This is a genomic window from Streptomyces sp. NPDC001373, from assembly GCF_042895815.1.
Classification (GTDB): Bacteria; Actinomycetota; Actinomycetes; order Streptomycetales; family Streptomycetaceae; genus Streptomyces.
In genome coordinates this window covers 348,112-364,298 of the sequence record NZ_JBIAWQ010000006.1, presented here as the reverse complement: position 1 = coordinate 364,298, position 16,187 = coordinate 348,112, and the positions used below count along the sequence as shown (strand labels likewise).

The 16,187-nt window shown below is 71.2% G+C and carries 15 protein-coding genes; 6 read left to right on the top strand and 9 right to left on the bottom strand.

The genetic code is table 11. The features are described 5' to 3' along the window. The first annotated feature begins 710 nt into the window (after positions 1 to 710). The 3 genes from ACFY15_RS17130 to ACFY15_RS17120 all read left to right on the top strand — a co-directional run bounded on the left by ACFY15_RS17130 (position 711) and on the right by ACFY15_RS17120 (position 4,353). Complete coding sequence (locus ACFY15_RS17130; RefSeq protein WP_390690559.1) at positions 711 to 1,871, top strand: ParA family protein; 1,161 nt, start codon at positions 711 to 713, stop codon at positions 1,869 to 1,871. Beyond that, on the top strand, positions 1,868 to 3,208 hold the full coding sequence (locus ACFY15_RS17125) for a ParB/RepB/Spo0J family partition protein (RefSeq protein WP_390690560.1): 1,341 nt from the start codon (positions 1,868 to 1,870) through the stop codon (positions 3,206 to 3,208). Before ACFY15_RS17130 ends, ACFY15_RS17125 begins: the two co-directional genes overlap by 4 nt. A gap of 269 nt (positions 3,209 to 3,477) precedes the next feature. Then, positions 3,478 to 4,353 carry a GyrI-like domain-containing protein gene (locus ACFY15_RS17120; protein WP_390690561.1) on the top strand — a complete coding sequence of 292 codons (876 nt, stop codon included), beginning with the start codon at positions 3,478 to 3,480 and terminating at the stop codon, positions 4,351 to 4,353. A gap of 260 nt (positions 4,354 to 4,613) precedes the next feature. On the opposite strand, the gene ACFY15_RS17115 is transcribed toward ACFY15_RS17120, so the two are convergent. Continuing rightward, positions 4,614 to 5,435 (bottom strand): hypothetical protein, encoded by an 822-nt coding sequence (locus tag ACFY15_RS17115; RefSeq protein WP_390690562.1) that lies wholly within the window; start codon positions 5,433 to 5,435, stop codon positions 4,614 to 4,616. A gap of 428 nt (positions 5,436 to 5,863) precedes the next feature. Between ACFY15_RS17115 and ACFY15_RS17110 the strand changes: the two genes are divergently transcribed. Then, positions 5,864 to 6,469: a S1 RNA-binding domain-containing protein gene (locus ACFY15_RS17110; RefSeq protein WP_390690563.1), complete on the top strand. Its 606-nt coding sequence runs from the start codon at positions 5,864 to 5,866 to the stop codon at positions 6,467 to 6,469. 260 nt (positions 6,470 to 6,729) lie between these two features. Next, the gene (locus ACFY15_RS17105; protein WP_390690564.1) at positions 6,730 to 7,794 is read left to right on the top strand and encodes a tetratricopeptide repeat protein; all 1,065 of its coding nucleotides are present in this window, start codon (positions 6,730 to 6,732) and stop codon (positions 7,792 to 7,794) included. Between the two features lie 105 nt (positions 7,795 to 7,899). Here the strand turns inward: ACFY15_RS17105 and ACFY15_RS17100 are convergent, their stop codons facing one another. Together ACFY15_RS17100 and ACFY15_RS17095 are read right to left on the bottom strand one after the other, a co-directional pair. Next, the gene (locus ACFY15_RS17100) at positions 7,900 to 8,784 is read right to left on the bottom strand and encodes a PhzF family phenazine biosynthesis protein (RefSeq protein ID WP_390689601.1); all 885 of its coding nucleotides are present in this window, start codon (positions 8,782 to 8,784) and stop codon (positions 7,900 to 7,902) included. A gap of 52 nt (positions 8,785 to 8,836) precedes the next feature. Further along, the gene (locus ACFY15_RS17095; protein WP_390689600.1) at positions 8,837 to 9,487 is read right to left on the bottom strand and encodes a hypothetical protein; all 651 of its coding nucleotides are present in this window, start codon (positions 9,485 to 9,487) and stop codon (positions 8,837 to 8,839) included. Positions 9,488 to 9,612: 125 nt separating this feature from the next. Here ACFY15_RS17095 and ACFY15_RS17090 point away from each other — a divergent pair, with 125 nt between their 5' ends. Then, positions 9,613 to 10,248, top strand: a complete 636-nt coding sequence (locus tag ACFY15_RS17090; RefSeq protein WP_390689599.1) for a DUF7003 family protein — start codon at positions 9,613 to 9,615, stop codon at positions 10,246 to 10,248. A 235-nt stretch (positions 10,249 to 10,483) separates the two neighbouring features. Here the strand turns inward: ACFY15_RS17090 and ACFY15_RS17085 are convergent, their stop codons facing one another. The 6 genes from ACFY15_RS17085 to ACFY15_RS17060 all read right to left on the bottom strand — a co-directional run bounded on the left by ACFY15_RS17085 (position 10,484) and on the right by ACFY15_RS17060 (position 16,059). Next, the gene (locus ACFY15_RS17085; protein ID WP_390689598.1) at positions 10,484 to 10,840 is read right to left on the bottom strand and encodes a tetratricopeptide repeat protein; all 357 of its coding nucleotides are present in this window, start codon (positions 10,838 to 10,840) and stop codon (positions 10,484 to 10,486) included. A gap of 1,360 nt (positions 10,841 to 12,200) precedes the next feature. Then, a complete protein-coding gene (locus ACFY15_RS17080; protein ID WP_390689597.1) occupies positions 12,201 to 13,253 on the bottom strand; it encodes a zeta toxin family protein in 1,053 nt (350 codons plus the stop codon). After that, positions 13,250 to 13,534 (bottom strand): hypothetical protein, encoded by a 285-nt coding sequence (locus tag ACFY15_RS17075; protein WP_390825712.1) that lies wholly within the window; start codon positions 13,532 to 13,534, stop codon positions 13,250 to 13,252. Before ACFY15_RS17075 ends, ACFY15_RS17080 begins: the two co-directional genes overlap by 4 nt. 165 nt (positions 13,535 to 13,699) lie before the next feature. Next, positions 13,700 to 14,176 carry a macro domain-containing protein gene (locus tag ACFY15_RS17070; protein WP_390689595.1) on the bottom strand — a complete coding sequence of 159 codons (477 nt, stop codon included), beginning with the start codon at positions 14,174 to 14,176 and terminating at the stop codon, positions 13,700 to 13,702. Positions 14,177 to 14,226: 50 nt separating this feature from the next. Beyond that, positions 14,227 to 14,652, bottom strand: a complete 426-nt coding sequence (locus tag ACFY15_RS17065; protein WP_390825711.1) for an XRE family transcriptional regulator — start codon at positions 14,650 to 14,652, stop codon at positions 14,227 to 14,229. A 711-nt stretch (positions 14,653 to 15,363) separates the two neighbouring features. Beyond that, positions 15,364 to 16,059, bottom strand: a complete 696-nt coding sequence (locus ACFY15_RS17060; protein WP_390689593.1) for an RES domain-containing protein — start codon at positions 16,057 to 16,059, stop codon at positions 15,364 to 15,366. Positions 16,060 to 16,187: the final 128 nt, after the last annotated feature.

Below are 16,187 nucleotides of genomic sequence, written 5' to 3'. Positions count from 1 at the left end.
GAGCAGCGACTACGCGCTGGCGGAGCACGAGGCCGAGACGAGGCCCCTGCATCCCGCCGGTCCCGCGTCTTCGGCGACGCCACGTGCCCGGACTGCGCGACGGGCCTCTGCGTCGCGGACCGAATCACCGGAGATCGATCCGTCACTGGCTGAGCGGAAGTCGAGCGGCCGAACGCGGCCGAGTTTGGGGCGGCTCCCTCGTTTTCCGGCGCAACGGACAAAAATCGACCGACAGAACGGCCCCTCAGACGGCCGATCTCAACTCCCCTGGTGTCCCGCGACCTTCTCGGCGGCTACAGGCCTCCAGTGGGGCGCACAGGGCTTTTGGCGGAGGGTAGGGCCCCCTCAGGGGCGTGGAGCATCGCCCCAACGGAGCAGTGAGGCTTAATCGGGGCCGGTCGTGCCCTCCGAGCCGCCACGTCGGAGGTCGGGCGGTCGGCGTCGTACACCGCGGGGTCCCACGCGGTCCCGTCGAAGACGGCCTGCTCGCCGAACCGCCAGGCCGAGGTCGCTCAGGGGTCGGGGCGGCGGCCGTCCTCGGGTCACCCCACGCCACGCGGGATCCCCTCGCTCCCCCTGACGGGCAGCCAGGCCCAGGCCTCCGGGCCAGGGTAACCGGTGATCTTTTCCCGCCAACCCTCCCCATATCAGGGCAACATATTTCGGTGTGCCTCTTCGCCTTCCCGCCAGAAGGTTAGTAAGGTACCCGCATGACCGCTCCATACGATCCGGAAGTCAGGGAAAAGGTAGTCGCCAAGCTGCCCGCCACCCTGCGGCAGGAACTCAAGGTCCGCGCAGCGCAGTTGGGCGTGGACATCCAGGACGCCGTCACCGAGGGCGTCCACGCCTGGCGTGCCGACGCGTCCGCGGCGACGGCCGTCGACACGTCGGGGGCCTCCTCGTTCTCGACGTACCTCCCCACCGGCCTGTACGGCGACTTCAAGGAGGACTGCCGGGTACGGGAGGTCCCGTACAACCAGGGCCTCGCCCAGTCGATCCGCCTCTGGCTCGACACCCACCCCTCCCCCGCCGGCCGCCGGCGCCCCGCGAACGAGGGCGCGCGCCGGATCGTGGTCTGCAACCAGAAGGGCGGCGTGGGCAAGAGCGCCATCAGCAACGGCCTCTCCCAGGCCCTCGCCGAAACCGGCGCCCGCGTCTGCGTCATCGACTTCGACCCCCAGGGCCACCTCACCCGCCACCTCGGCGCCGAGATGCTCAGCATCAAGGAGCCCAGCCTCGCCAAGTTCATGCTCGGCGAGATCGACGGCCGCCTCCGCGACCTCCTCGTACCCATCGAGCACGGGGTGTTCGCCGGCCGTCTCTTCCTCCTCCCCTCCTGCAAGGACGCGTTCCTCCTCGACGCCCGGCTGGCCACCACCCGCCACGTCCGGACCAAGGAGACCGCGCTGGAGAAGGCGCTCGAAGAGCTGGAGAAGGAGTTCGACTACATCGTCGTCGACTGCCCGCCCAGCCTCGGCTACACCATGGACACCGCCCTCTACTACGCGCGCACCCGCGAGGGCGAGTCCCCCAAGGGCTCGGGCGTGATCATCCCGGTGCAGGCGGAGGACACCTCGGCCGACGCCTACGACATGCTCAGCGAACAGCTCGAGGACCTCATCGACGACCTCGGCATCGAGATCACGCAGCTCGGCTTCGTGGTCAACCTCTACGACAGCCGCAAGGGCTACGTCGTCACCTCCTCCCTCAACAGCTGGAAGGAGTTCGGCGACCCGCCGGTCATCACCGTCATCGCCGACCTCAAGGAGCAGCGCGAGGCCGTACGCGTCAAGCTGCCCCTGCTGCACTACGCACCGGACTGCGAGCAGTCCGAGGCCATGCGTGAGATCGCCCGGAGGATCGCGGCATGAGCAAGAGCGACCTCCTCGGCACCGGCGCGGCCTTCAGCAACGCACGCCGTACCGCCGGCCGCAGCGAGCGCGGCCGGGCCAAGGCCATTGCCCAGGGCGACGTGCCGGCGTACGAACTGATCCGCGTCCCCCTGGACCAGGTCTCCCCCACTCCCCTCAACCCGCGCCGGAACTTCGGTACGGACGAGGAGATGACCCGCTTCGGCGAGGAGCTGCGCCAGGCGCAGCTGTCGGCCTGCATCGCCGTCACCCGTGGCGCGTACCTCTCCCTCTGGCCCGACCACGAGGGCCGGATCGGCACGTCGGCGTACATCCTCATCAACGGTGAGCGCCGTTTCCGCAGTGCCCTGCACGTGGGGCTGGAGTCGCTGGACTTCGTCGTCCGCGACGACCTGGCGGCCTCGCGTGCGGACTTCATCGACCACCTGCTGGCGGAGAACCTCGAACGCGAGGACTTCGACGTGATCGAGCGCGCCCGGGGCGTGCAGCAGCTCGTCGACACCTGCGCGGAGCAGGGCCGGGAGCACGGGGCGAAGTCGCGTGCGGCGGAGCGGCTGGGCAAGTCGCCGTCCTGGGTGACCAACCAGCTGGTGCTGCTGGAACTCCCGGAGGAGATCCAGAGGATGCTGAGCTCCGGTGACATGCCGGAGCGCGACGGACGCCTCCTGGCGAGGGCGGCGAAGGACCGGCCGGGCGCGGACGCGGCTGCGCTGCTGGACCTCCTCCAGGAGAACAAGGCGCAGGAGGCCCAGGCCAAGGCAGCCCAGCGGGAGCTCCTGCGCGAGGCGCGCGAGCCTGCCCCGACCCCGACCCCGACCCCGGCTCCGGCTCCGGTGCCTGCCTCGGTGCCTGCCTCGGTGCCGGCTCCGGAGCCGATGCCGGCCGTGGCCGAGCCGCGCCCCGCCGCTGCGGTCCAGGAGCAGGCATCGGAGCAGGCCGAGCCTCAGCCCCGACTTTTGTCCGCGGACAAAAGTCAGGAGGCGGAAGTACCCTCGGCGGCAACCGCGGCAAGCCTGACTCCGATCGCGGAGCCGGCTGAGAGCAGGCCCCTGGCCCCCCTCCCCCAGGAGGTTCCCGCGTCGGCTCAGCCCGAGCCGACACCCGCACCGGCGCCGCCTTCTGCACCCGAGCCGGCTCCCGCCACCCAGCCGGCTCACGCCTACGAGCCGGAGACGGCCATCCCGGAGCAGGCGTCGACGAGCCCGGAAGCGGGCCCGGTCTCCTGGGCCGACCCCCAGGCGGTCTTCGAGGCGATCCGCCAGAACATGCCGCCGAAGCAGCGCGCGGAGCTGACCATGCTCCTGATCGACAGCAACGGCCGGTCCGCCAACCGCTGACCGACCGCCAGGCTCTGGCGGGAACGGCCCGACTTTTGTCCGCGGACAAAAGTCGGGCCGTTCCCGTATCCGACAGCGCGCATGGTTCCTCGGCCACCTCTGCGTACCCATCTGATCCCCGGCGACCGCTCCGCACCGGTCAGGCCGCTTGAGCCGGAGCGATCCTGGCCGGGCGGGCCCGTCGTACCCGACCGGAGCGGGCACAGGATGTCGGGTGCGGCAGGCTTGGTCCTTCCTAACGTGGTGATCGAAAGGGAAGGAGGCCGGAGTTGCTGGATCGGCTGAACCAGGCCATGGAGCACATCGAGGCGCATCTCGACCAGCGCATCGAGGTGTCGGACCTGGCACGGATCACGGTCACGTCGGAGTACCACTTCCGGCGGCTGTTCTCCTCGCTGGCGGGGATGCCGCTGTCGGAGTACGTCCGACGGCGTCGGCTCACCGTTGCCGCGGCCGCGGTCCTGGCCGGCGAACCGACCTTGCTGGAGATCGCGATCCGCTACGGCTACACCTCGGGCGAGGCCTTCGCCCGGGCGTTCCGCGCCGTGCACGGCATCGGTCCCGGCGAGGCCCGGCGTACCGGCGCGGCTCTGAGCGCGCAGCCCCGGCTTTCCTTCCGCCTCACCGTCGAAGGGAACAGCACCATGCCGTACCGCGTCGTGGAGAAGGAAGCATTTCGGGTCGTGGGCAAGAAGGCCCGCGTACCGCTGATTTATCAGGGGGTCAACCCGCACATAGCCGAACACATCCAGAGCATCCCGGCGGAGACGATGCTGCGGATCGTCGGCCTCTCGGACCAGGACCCGGAGGGGGTGGTGTCGGCGACGGTGCGTCTGTCGGACGGCTTCGAGGAGGGCAGTGCCCTGGACTACTACCACGCGGTGGTCACCACGGCGGGGACCGAGCTTCCCGGGGACCTCGACGTGCTGGAGTGCCCGGCGGGCACCTGGGCCGTCTTCGAGAACACCGGCCCGTTCCCGCAGGCACTGCAGCAGATGTGGGGCGACGTCGCCGCCCAGTGGATCCCCTCCAACCCGTACGAGTACCGCCCGGGCCCGGAGATCCTGCGCACTCGCCCCTCCCAGGACGAGCCGACCCACTCCGACGCCCAGCTGTGGATCCCGGTGACCCGCACCACGGTCTGATCCGGAGGCTGACGCACGCGCGGGGCGGGGCGCCGGGCCTCGCCCCGTCTCCCCCGGCCGAGGGGGGGGGTTTTTTTTTTGTTTTAATATTTTTCCCCGGCGGGGGGGGGGGGGGGTCGGCGCCCCCGGGGGGGGGGGCGGCCCGCCGCCCCCCCCCCCCCGCCCCCCCCCCCCGCCCGCCGGGCCCCCCCCCACCCCCCCCCCCCCCCGCCCGGGGGCACTGGTACTTCGCCTGCGCTGGGACGGGACTGTCCGTCCGGTCAGCGCAGGCGTGAAAGCCGCAGCGCGGCCTCGCTCCGCACCTCGGGCTCCGGGTCCGACGATGCCAGCGTGCGAAGGTCCGCGATCAGCTCGTCGCTGTCCTCTCCGGTCGCCCAGCGCGGGTCGCAGTCGAGTTCCGCCGCGAGCTGATCAGCGGTCCCCTCGTCAGAGGCGACGGCACGGGCCGAGAGCACGGCGCGCAGGCCGGCCAGATCCCTCCGGGCCAGCAGAGCCGCCGCGGTATCCGAGGTCACGCCCGTGTCCTGAGCGTCCAGCAGGAGACGGTGCAGGACACCGGCAACGCTCTCGATCCGAGGCACCGCCGCCAGCCGCCGTCCTGCGGCGGCTCTCACGGACCAGGCCGGAGATTCCGCCGCGGCGATCCAGTCACGAAGCTCTTGGCCCACGGAGTCCTCCACGGTGACTCGTCTCAGTGAGGTTCGACCGGTCTGCGTCCTCGTCGAGGTTCGTAGTTGCCGGGTCTGCGGGTCGAAGCAGTTGAGGCCCAGGGATGCAGCGACTTCCGCCGCGTGGGTAGATGCCTCGTCGGCCATGCTCCGGCGCATGGGGAAGTAGATCAACGGGCCGCGGGCCTCCCCGATCAGTGGGGCGGTGGACCAAGGTGAAGTGTCATCGTCGTCTTCGGCGAGGTCCGGCCACCGCTGCACGAGCGTGGCGACGAAGGCCTCTATGCGCTCAGCCGGAGGAACCGCGGGCTCTTCCGTGTCCATGAAGCGGTCACGGAGATCGTGGAGACATCGGGCCGCAGCAGCGTCATCCGCCGGCCGTTCCCCCTCCCACACAGCAAGGTCATAGCTCATGGGCGCAGCCTCCCATTCCTCACTGACAGCCGGGCCGGCGAACCAGGTCATCCGTGACAGGGCCAGATCGCCTGAGACATGACAGCCATGGCCCTGACTGGCCGAGGGCGAGGCGAGTCATCAGGCGCCCGGACTTTTGTCCGCGGACAAAAGTCGGGCCACCACACAGCCACACCGGGGAGGGGCCACGATGAGAGGCTGGGCGCATGGACGGAACGTCGGACGACAGGGAGTGCCCGAGGTTTCTGGCCGCGATGCAGGTCGGCGACCTGTGCGGCGGGATGGTGGCAGAGGTGTCAGCGCGGGGGGTGTCGGTGACCCTGGATGGATTCCCCACACGCCCTCTGGGGTGTGTGGGGTCATTGGATGTCTCCTGGCGCCAGCCGATGGCCTCGGCTGTGCAGGTGGGCCGGCGGATCACTGCCGAGGTGACTGCCGTCGACCTCCACCAGAGGCACGCCTGGCTGTCGATGGCCGCGACGGAGAATCGCGAGCTGTGGGCGTTCCTGACGTCGCTCCGGGCCGGAGAGGTGCTTTCCGGCAGGGTCGCGCGGATCGAGCCGTTCGGTGTGTTCGTAGTGCTGGACGACGGCCCTCCCCACCCCGTCCACCCCGGCGTCGGGTTCATCACGATCCCCGAGTTGTCCTGGCGACGCTTCGATGCGGCCACCGACGTCGTACAGGTGGGACAGCGCATCTCCTGCACGTTCCTCGCCTTCGACACCACGAACGGAGAAGCGCGGCTGTCGCTGCGGGCCATGGAGCCGGACCCCTTCCAGATATTCGCCGACGCCACCGCCGTGGGAGAGAGGCTCCGAGGACAGGTCACCCAGCTGGTCCCGTTCGGAGCCTTCGTCCGGGTCGCCGACGGCATCGAGGGGCTGGTCCACCTGCGCGACCTCGCACCGACCCCCGTCGAAGCCCCGGAGGAGATCGTTCAGGTCGGCGAGGAGATCACGGTCATCGCGGTGGAAGTGGACCGTTCACGACGCAGACTCTCCCTCTCCCGCCGACATGCCCTGCGGTCCGCGTAGAGCCGTCGACCGGGCCGCGCCTCGTCCCGGGTCGGAGCCGGGCGTGGGGGAGGGGCCGTTGCCGGACCGGCCGATGCCCCTGACTTTTGTCCGCGGACAAAAGTCAGGGGCATGCAGGAAGGCGCGGTGGGACGGGGCGTCCGCAGTTCCACCAGGACGGCCATCAGAGTGTTCTCTCAGCTCCCTGCGCTCGGCCACGAAGAGAAAGTGGAACGCCAGGGCCGCCGCGGGGAGTGGTTCTGCGCGCGGGAGTGGGCGCGGTGGCTCGGAGACAGGGGCGGCAGGAGGAAGCGCTGGACGTCCTCGCCCTGTACGTTGCCACGGGCTGGTGGACGGCCGTCCGCGCCCAAGTGGAGCTGCTGGAGCGCTGGGGGCGGGTGGAGGAGGCGATCGCCCAGGCGCGGCCGTTCGCGCGGAGCGGGGGATTCAAGCTGGAGCTGCTTGCCCACCTGCTCGCCCGGCACGGACACCTCGACGAAGCGGTCGCGCGCCTGATCCCCGGAATCGAGGACCCGAGCCTCGCTTCCACTCTGGTCGAGGTCACGGAGGGGGCGGGGCGGGACGAGGCGATCGCCCTGCTGCACACCCGGCACATCAGTTCCGTCAACGACCGGGACCAGTTGGCGGACCTGCTGGCGAGAGGGGACCGGATCGAGGAGCTGCGTGCCTACGCCGATTCGGAGCCCCATGGCCACGCCGTACGGCGCCTCGCCGAGCTGCTGGAGGAGCGCGTCGACGTGGATGCTGCCATCGCCGTATACGAGCAGCCGGACGATTCAGGGCTGGACCGGGTCCATGCGGCGGTGGCACTGGCCGGTCTCCTGGCCCGCCGACAGCGGGGCGACAAGGCGATCGAGGTGATCCGCACCCTCGCGGATTCCCTCGACGGTGCGGACGACTGGGTCGTCGACACGCTGTGCACCCTGTACGCCGACCACGGCCGCGCCGCCGACGGCCTGGCCTCCCTCGACGCCCTCTCAGCACACCGTGGCGGCCGGGAGGAGTGGGAGTTCTTCAGGCTCCGGCTGCGGCTCATGGCCGCCTGCGGCCGGCTCGACGAGGGAATCCGGCTGGCGCGAGCGCATCCCGAGGGCTGCACCTGGTCTGCGGCCTGGACCCTCTCCGACCTCCTCGCCGAGTCGGGCCGGACCCAGGAGGCCATCGCCGTCCTGGAGCCCCACGGGGCCGCCCACCCCACCCTCCTGGCCGGCCACCTCATCGCGCTCGGCCGGGTCGAGGAAGCCTTTCAGCTCCTCCAGCGATCCGAGCCCAAGCCGTTCGTGCCGCTCTGGGCAGGCACCTTCGCGGCCGAGCCACCGCTCTGACACCGCAGGGCGGCGGGGGGGGGGGGGGTTTGGGGGGGGGGGGGGGGGGCCCCCCCCCCCCCCCCCCAAACCCCCCCCCCCCCCGCCGCCCTCGGTCAGGTCGTCTCAGGGGTGGGGGAGCGGCAGCCCGGTCGTGGCGGTGCCGCCCACGCGGATCCGGGGGCCCGAAGGTCCCGGGTGGGCCGTGGCGGTGATCGTGGTGGGGCGGCCGACCGCGTCGCCCATGCCGACGGCGATCTCCGTGACACCCTGCCCGGCCAGGTGGGCGGCGAGGCAGGCGGTGCTGTTGGCGTTGGCGACGTCCTCCGGGACACCGATCGACGGTGCGAACATCCGGGCCGCCAGCGTGCCGACGGGGGAGGGCGGCGAGTAGACGTACGCGCCGAGCAGGCCCGCACGGTCGCAGGCGTCACGGAGCCGTTCGAGGTCCGGCACCAGATCCGCTAGCGCGGCACGGTCTGTGACGGGCACCAACAGGCGTTCGCGCCCCACCCCCGCCACCCGCACCTCCGGACCGGCCGCATCCGAGGCGATACCCAGCGCGGGAAGGACAGAGGCCCGCTCGGTCGCGGTCGGCCGGCGCAGGCTGACGGGGCCGGGATCGAAGGACGCAGCCACACCCGCCGTGTCGCGCACCGCCCAGCCGTCGAAGACGCGCCCGGCCGTGTGGAACGTGGCCCGGTAGTTCCCCTCGGCCTCGGCCCGGGCCGCGAGGAACGCCAGCGCGGCGACCGTGCCGTGGCCACAGGCGGGCAGCTCGCCCCGGGAGGTGAAGAAGCGCATGCGGACACGGGGGGAGGGCCCGTGCGCCGCTCCGTCCCCGCTGACTCGGAGGAAGACGGCGTGCGAGGTCCCGTGCTCCACCGGTACGCGTCGGCGGTCCTCATCGCTCAGCCCGTCATCGTCCAGCACCACCGAGGTGGGGCTGCCACCGACGCCGCCGCGCAGACACGCACGGACGAGCACAGTGGTCGGATCGGGTCCGGCCATCCTGAAGGCTCCTCTCTGCTCTCCAGCCGGGGGAGGGGCCGGATGAGCTCGGTCAGGTGAGCTTGAAGAAGAGGGTGTCCTGGGTGTACCAGTCGATCTTCTCCGTGGCGAACGCCCATTCACCGTGCTCGAAGTCGAGCTTGTCGATGAGTTCCTGGACGTCGTCACGGAAGTCGGGATTCATCTGGTCGAGGACGGCCCGGTAGGCATCCGCGGCGGGCTTCGCCTTGGCCAGCGGCAGGTGGCCTATCGCGGGATACCCGTCCACGGATCCCGGGACGAAGGGGAACCCGTCGGGCAGCTCGCTGTACAGGTAGCCCTGGGGGAGGAGGTCCGCGGGCACGCCGAGGCGGCGCATCTCGTCGTCGACCAGACCGAAGAACGTGGCAGGCCTGGAGTAGGTGCCCAGATGGGACGGGTCGGAGGCGTTGTGGTCGATGATGTGCTGGAGCGCGGCGTTGTAGGCATTGCCGGCGCACTCCGCGCCCGAGTCGGTGTGTCCGGCCAGGAGGTGCTCCAGGGCCTCGGGAACGGTCAGACCCCAGTCGACGCCCTGCTGGTCCAGATCGTCCTGATGGGCGCGGGCATCCCGGCGCATGCCGTCGAGGCGGCGCGACTGGTCTTCCGTGAGACGGCCGTTGCTTCCGAGGAAGGCCAGGACGTCGGCCTTGTCGGCGGTGGAGTAAGCGATGTTGTGACTCATGATCACCATGATGCCGACCGCCACTGACATCAGCCGGAGCGCGTGGATGTGCCCCTGGAACCCCCGACTTTTGTCCGCGGACAAAAGTCGGGTCCACGGTGCCCGGGTCCTAGCCTGGAGCGGTGATGACGACCTCAGCGATACTCGGCCAGTTCGACCTCTGCGCGGACCGGTCGGCCTTCCCCGACCTGGACAACGGCTACTACTACCCCGTCGACGCACGGATCCACCTGTTCGGTGACGCCACGCGCTGGGCCGTGGTCGCCGAACTGCTGGGCTACAACCCGCGCATGGGCAACCTCGTCGACGTCGTGTACCGCTTCGGGAACTGCCTCACGAGCGGCGAGCCCGGGTACAGCGACTTCCTGGAGCGGGTGGAGAACATGGAGGAGATCGATCCGCTGGGCGTCGAGGAGTACGGGGGAGGGGTCCCGGCGGTCGTCCGCGGCACGGCACTGACGGTCGCCGCCGACGCCGGCACCCCTCTGCAGGACGTGTTCCGACTGCTGGCACCGGCGAACCGGGAACTCCTCCTGGCCGACGGGACGGAGCTGCGGGCGGGCCTTCCCCCCGACCTGGCGGAGCTGCTGCGGCTGGACGAGTGGAACCAGCCGGAGGACTTCTGGGAGACCAGACCCAGCGAACACGAAACCTTCCGGATGCTCGCCGAGGTCCTCGATTCCGGAGACCCGACCCGGTACCGCCCGACGCTCCCGCCCAACACCCACTGGTCCCACTGGCCGGACGCCGGAGCCCTGTGACGTCCCACCGCACCAGGTGCGCCACCTGCACCGTGGCGGGGGTTCCGGAGAGCGAACCGATCCAGGGCCCCGAGTACAGGGCCCCGAGTACAGGGCCTCGAGTACAGGGCCCCGAGTACAGGGGCGCGGAGTGTCGCCGCCCGAGTGACCCGCATCGCCGACGACGACCAGCTCCTCTTCCCGCCACGCACGGGCGAGCCCCCCACGCGGTGTCGAGCTCGACGACAGGATCCGGTCAGGCCGGCTCCGGAGCGGCCTCTTCGTCGCGCCGGATCGGCTCGGGCGATTCCTCCACCGGGAGGTCCTTCGGATGCACCGCCAGTTCGGCGCTGCGACGGCGGGTCCAGCGGGCGGCGGGGGAGTCCGGGCCCTGGGTTTCGGTGAGGGCGGCCAGCAGGGCAGGGGCGGCGTTCTGGGCTTCGAGGGGTGGGAGGGTGCGCCAGAGGCTGTACGTGCGGCGGGCAGCGGATTCGGTGTCGGGGGAGTCGGGGCCATGGAGCCGGGCGCGCAGACGGAGGGTATGGAGGTACCAGTCCAGGGCCTCGGCCGGGCGGCCCGTCAGATCGGTCAGGTATCCCCGGACTTCGCGCACCTGGACCGTGTCGAGGTGGACCTCGCCGTGAAGGGCGGTCGTGGTGGCGTCGAGTTCCTCGGCCAGGGCCAGCGCCTTCTCGTGCAGGCCTGCCGCGGCGGCGTCCTGGATCGCGGCCAGGGGGGAGGGGGCGGGCGACGGCGGTGGCTGATCGGGCTCGGAGCCGGTCCAGAACGCGGGGCTGACGATGCCCTACGGGTGGTAGAGGTCGGGTGAGTCCGTCATCCGCGTGGGTCCTGTGAGTCTCCTTTCTGCTGCAGGGCCCATGCCACGGCGGTGCGGACCTGGGGAGGTGTGTTGGCGGGGAGATCGAAGCCCGGGGGCAGGTTCACCGCGCCGCCGGGTGTCATTTCGGACGGACTTCTCCATGATCGCCTTGACGTAGTCCACCGCCCTCCAGGGCTCCCAACTCGCCCGCCACCGCGCGGCCCACCGCCCCCCGGACTACGGCGGACAGGACCTCTCGGGCAACACTCCTCCACAGCCCGGCCCGCAGGGCTCTTCCCAGCGGAACGACGGCCTGGCTGCTTCGGCCCCGTATGCCACGGCGCAGGATGCCACACAGGCCGGCGAGGACGTCACCCGCTCCTTCCAGAACTGGATCCGGAGCAACATGGGCCGAGAACTGGCGGCTTCGGACCACCCGCGCATCCGCGCCCTGCGCGAAGCCTGGCGGCGACCGCCCCCGCACGACCTTCCCGAGGGCCCGGGCCGTGCGGCGCGCCCGTACGGGGCGGTGGCCGAGCACGCCTGCGACAGTCACGGCCGCTGTCGCGTCGGGCCGCTTCGCCCCCGAGGACGTGGCGGCCTTGAACGCGATGGCCCACGCGGCCCGCACTCACGCGTCCCGCCTGTCGGCAACCCAGCCCAACACCCCACCGTGGCCCCGGGCGGCGGCTCCGGCACCCCGCGTGGCCGCCCCGATGCCCGAGGCGGCCCGCGCGCCTCGGCTGGCGACATAGAGGCCGTACTGGTCCGGTGCCTCCACGACAAGCGGTGCGGTCACGGCAGCCCCACCAGGCCCCAGCCCCGGTGGGCGGCATCCGTGACCACCTCGCCCCGTTCCCGAGCAGAGCGGTGAAGCCGTCGAAGGTGTCCGGACGGACGGCCCGACCAGCCCTCGCACTCGGCGGCGAACGCGTCGCGCATCGGCTCGCTTACGGCTGGGCCGACCAAAGGGCGCATGTCCGCCCATCCGTCGCCCGCATGCGCATGCGGGCGGTAGGAACCGGTGGTGGTGAGCAAGTCGTACGCGGCGCACCACGCGGGCCCCGGACGCGGAGGCCACAGCGTGAGGTCCAATCCCATGGGACGCAGCAGGGGCAGGCACCGTGAAGGCGTGGGGGCGGAGCCATCGGTATCAGGCGTTGTCTCTCCTGCGAGCAGCTGAACAGTGTGGAGGTGTAAGACGGGTGGTGTCGGGTCGGTGCGGTGCCGTTGTCCCGGGTGGCGGGGAGGGTGTCTGGACGGGGCCTTCGGGTTTGCCGGACTGCACGGGGGTACTGCGCGGGTGTGCCGGTGCCAGGCGTCGGGCGTCGGTCGGGTGCAGGTGGGGAGCGGCTTCCCGTTCGATCCTGGCGAGGTGCTCGGGCCACTGCGGGCCCAGGCCGAGGGCGGTCTCCCGCAGGTGCAGCTGGGTGGTGGTGAAGCCGGCGCTCTCGGCCCGCGTCCACGGGCGGGTGCGTTCGTTCCGCAGGGCTCGGCTCAGGGCGGGCGGGTCGGTCCAGGTCCCGGAGGCGTCCGTCGTGTTGGCGTAGCGGGGTTTCGCCTCGCCGTGGCGGTAGACGACGGCCAGGTCCAGGAGGCCGCTGCTGTCGACGCGGTCGGCGAGTTCGAGGATTCCTTCGTAGGCCTCGTCGGCGTTGGCCTGGACGGTGAGCCGTCCCTGCCCGCGGTCGGCGAGTTGCTCGAAGTAGCGGTGCACGATGCCCTGGTTGCTCATCGCCCGGGGCACGCCCATGAACAGGCCCTCGACGCGGGCTCCGGACCGGCGGTAGGCCCGCATCTTCTCCTCGACGGCCTGCGCGTTCTGGGAGGTCTCCTGGACGATGGCGTGGAGACGGTGGGCGCGGACGTATTCCTCGGCCCGGGCCATCCACGCGCGGCCGTCGGCGCGGATGCACGCGGTCATGAGGGTGTCGTCTTGGGCCAGCAGGCCGTCGTAGGCGGGGTGGTAGGGCTTGTAGAGGTCGCTGTCGACGTCGACGAAGCCGCCGTGCCGGTCGAGGAGGCCGGCCACCATCTCCGTGACGCAGCTCTTGCCCGCGCCGGGCTGGCCGATGAGGAACACCACCGTTGGCGTTGCCTGTGGGGCGCGTCCGGCCAGGAGGTCGGGGACGATGTGGTCGTGGAAGATCCGCTGGTTCTCGGCATCCGGTAACCGGTGGCGCTCGGCCTGGGCGGGGTTGATCACGCGATGCCTTCCCGGGTCTCCCGGGCGAGCCGGGCGTAGTGCCGGCGTGCGGCGGTGATCTGCGCGCGGTTGTGCGAGCGCAGCCCTTCGCGCTCGCGGGCGAGCCTGGTCCGGGCGGCCTGCGCCCGCCCGATGACGGCGGGGTCCGGCTCCGGCGCGGCCTCCTCTGCCGCGATCAGCGCGCTGTAGGCGCCGACGGCCCCGTTCACCGCCTCGATCGCCGCCTCGTACGCGGCGGTCTCCTCGTTGGACCACTCGTGCGGCTCCCACGCGTGCGTCACGGAGATTCCATGGGTCGCTGACACGGCGGACTCCCTTCTCGGCGGTACGGGCATGGCGCGCGTTCTTCGCCGTGGCGTCGGCGGGAGGCGCGTGCGGCTGCGGTTCGTTCGGTTCCGCCGGCCGCCTGGCGGGGGTGAGGCGGGGCGCTCGGCCGGGCGGCCGGTTCAGGTGGGGTCGTAGACCGTGACGGCGATGTCCTTCGCGCACAGGGTCTCGGTGATCAGGGTCTCCACGCGGGACCACTTCCCGCCGGCCAGGCCGCAGCCGATGCGGGGCATGTGGACGGAGGCGCCGCGTTCGAGTGCGTGGTCGGCGAGTGCGGTCAGGCAGCGTTCGAGGGCGTCGTAGCGGATGGGCACCCCGGAGCTGCCCGTGCGTATGCCGCGCTGGGCGACCATGTTGGCGACCCAGAGGTCCGGCCGGACCTGGACCAGCCGGACCGCGCCGAGGCCGAAGTCGTTGCCGGAGCGGGCACGGTGCCAGGTGCGGTAGTCCTTCTCGGGCTCCGGCCAGCGCTTGGATATCGCCAGGACGAAGCCCTTGCCCCAGCCGCCGAGGTCGTTGCAGACGTGCGCGATGACCTTGGGGCCTTTGGCCTGGGGGCTCGTGGCGTCACCGGCGATGAACGTGATGGGCTTCATATCACGACTGTACGGACGACCACTGACAGGCGGACGGCGTGGGTTCGGGGTCAGCCGCCGTCGACGTAGGCGCGGGCCGCCACCATCACGTCGCGCATCCGGCCTTCGGCGATGCACTGGGCCGGGGCCTCGTCGTCCAGTTGCGGGTTCATGCCGATCATCCACGCCCGGGCCGTGTAGAGGCTCTCGGCGTCCTGGATCAGCTGGAAGACCTGGAGGGCGGCACGCAGGCGCTGTTCCGATTCGGGGCGGGGGTTGGTGTCCCCCGAGGCCCACTTGCCGACCTGCTTGGGGTCGTTGATGTTGGCGATGCGCGCGGTCAGGCGCTGGCCCAGATTGTCCTGGAGAAAGCGGGCGATCTCGCTGATGTGCATGCGCACGGTGGTGGCGTGGGCCCGCTCGGCGCTGGCGACGCTCTTGGCGACGGCGACGGCGACGGCGACAGTGGTGGGGGGCGTGGTGGCGTCAGAAGGCATGGTCAGGTCTCCCTCGTTGCCCTGACTGTGCGCCCGCGCGGGTGGCGGGTCGCATGCTCAGGCGACGGGTGTCGTGTGTGCCCGCAGGACCTGGCTGTCGTGTGCTGCCGCGGGGGCAGACGGGAGGGACGCTCGGTCTCGGCGAGCTGCGAACGCTTCACGATGTGTTCCTGTTCCCGACCCGCCGGGAAGCGTGACCAGGGCGGGTGGGGTGTGCCGGCCTGCCGATGGCGGGCGGCGGTCGGCGTTCAGCCTCGATGTATTCCGGTCCGCGGGGCGGATCCGGCCCATGGATGGCCGAGGGGGAGGGCTGGGGTGAGCGGGGCGCCCGAAGGGGCTGGTGGTGCCGCGACGCATGGCGCGAGTCCGGCGGCCACTAAGGACGCGACTGCGGCACATCCGATGCTGTTCATGAGATCCCCCACATGCTCCACGTTGGTCGATGTACCGGTTAGGTTACCCATTATCCCCCTCCAACTCCACCTCTTGGGAAGAATCCGTCGAGATGTCGATGGGGCGTCAACTGTCCTGCTCGAAGCTCGGGTTGCAGTCTGACCTGGGGTGATGTCGCCGTGCCGGGGGAGGGGGTTTCGTCCTTTCGGGTGAGGGGAATCGAGTGGTTGGAGGGTTGTTTTCATGGGAGGTAAGGGGGGTTCTGCGGGGGGTTCTGAGGGGGGTTTGGTGGGCTGGGGGCGGGGGCCGCCCCTCCCGTCACAGCATCGTCAGCCCGTACTCGTCCGCCACCCGCCGCAGTGCCTCCGCCTCCGGGAAGATCAGGCTGGACTCCTCCTGCTTCAGCGCCACGTCGTTGAAGACGGCCCAGCACTGGCGCATGCCGAAGCGGGAGCGGTAGGCGATGCCGTGGATCAGGCGCTCCTGCTCCGAGGAGCCGGTGCGCTGGGTGATGGCCCAGGCCGAGATCAGCCGGGTGATCCGGCGGTTGCGGCCCTGGATGTGCTCCGGGGTGAGCCGGTCGACGTCCTGCTCCGCCAGCTGGTCCTTGAGTTCGCGCGAGAGGGTCTCCAGGGTCCGCTCGTCGTCCACGTCGAGGAAGCGGGCGTCCTCGGGGGGCAGCAGGCGGACCAGGGTGTGGCGCGTGGTCCAGTCACGGGGGATCTTGCCGGGGGTCATGTAGTACGGCTCCTGCCAGTCGTCCGCGATGACCTCCCGCATCTCGGGGTGCACGCGGAACGGTGCTAAGGCCTCCGCGAAGCAGCCGTCGTGTTCCGAGGCGCAGTACAGGGTGCCGTAGCTGACCAGGCTCCAGCGGTTGCCGCCCGTCCGGTCGGCGTCCTCCTGGCTGATGACCTCGTACGTGACCGGGTTCTTGGCCTTCCCCAGGCGCCAGATGCCGCGCTCCGGCGCGGGGACGAGGACGACGTCGGGCTGTGCGGTGTCCCGGCTCATACGGCCGCTCTCCTTGCTCCGGCCGCCCCTCGCGGGCGCGTGCCGGTGATGCTCGTGGGCTCCCGCGGCGGGCGGGCGGGTCGGCGGGGCGGCCCCGTCCGCCGGGAGAACCGGTCCCTTGGCGGTGT

Coding starts and splice junctions, on each gene's coding strand:
- ACFY15_RS17130 (WP_390690559.1), top strand. CDS start 711: ATGACCGCTCCATACGATCCGGAAGTCAGGGAAAAGGTAGTCGCCAAG.
- ACFY15_RS17090 (WP_390689599.1), top strand. CDS start 9,613: ATGACGACCTCAGCGATACTCGGCCAGTTCGACCTCTGCGCGGACCGG.
- ACFY15_RS17095 (WP_390689600.1), bottom strand. CDS start 9,487: ATGAGTCACAACATCGCTTACTCCACCGCCGACAAGGCCGACGTCCTG.
- ACFY15_RS17125 (WP_390690560.1), top strand. CDS start 1,868: ATGAGCAAGAGCGACCTCCTCGGCACCGGCGCGGCCTTCAGCAACGCA.
- ACFY15_RS17060 (WP_390689593.1), bottom strand. CDS start 16,059: ATGAGCCGGGACACCGCACAGCCCGACGTCGTCCTCGTCCCCGCGCCG.
- ACFY15_RS17100 (WP_390689601.1), bottom strand. CDS start 8,784: ATGGCCGGACCCGATCCGACCACTGTGCTCGTCCGTGCGTGTCTGCGC.
- ACFY15_RS17065 (WP_390825711.1), bottom strand. CDS start 14,652: ATGCCTTCTGACGCCACCACGCCCCCCACCACTGTCGCCGTCGCCGTC.
- ACFY15_RS17115 (WP_390690562.1), bottom strand. CDS start 5,435: ATGAGCTATGACCTTGCTGTGTGGGAGGGGGAACGGCCGGCGGATGAC.
- ACFY15_RS17070 (WP_390689595.1), bottom strand. CDS start 14,176: ATGAAGCCCATCACGTTCATCGCCGGTGACGCCACGAGCCCCCAGGCC.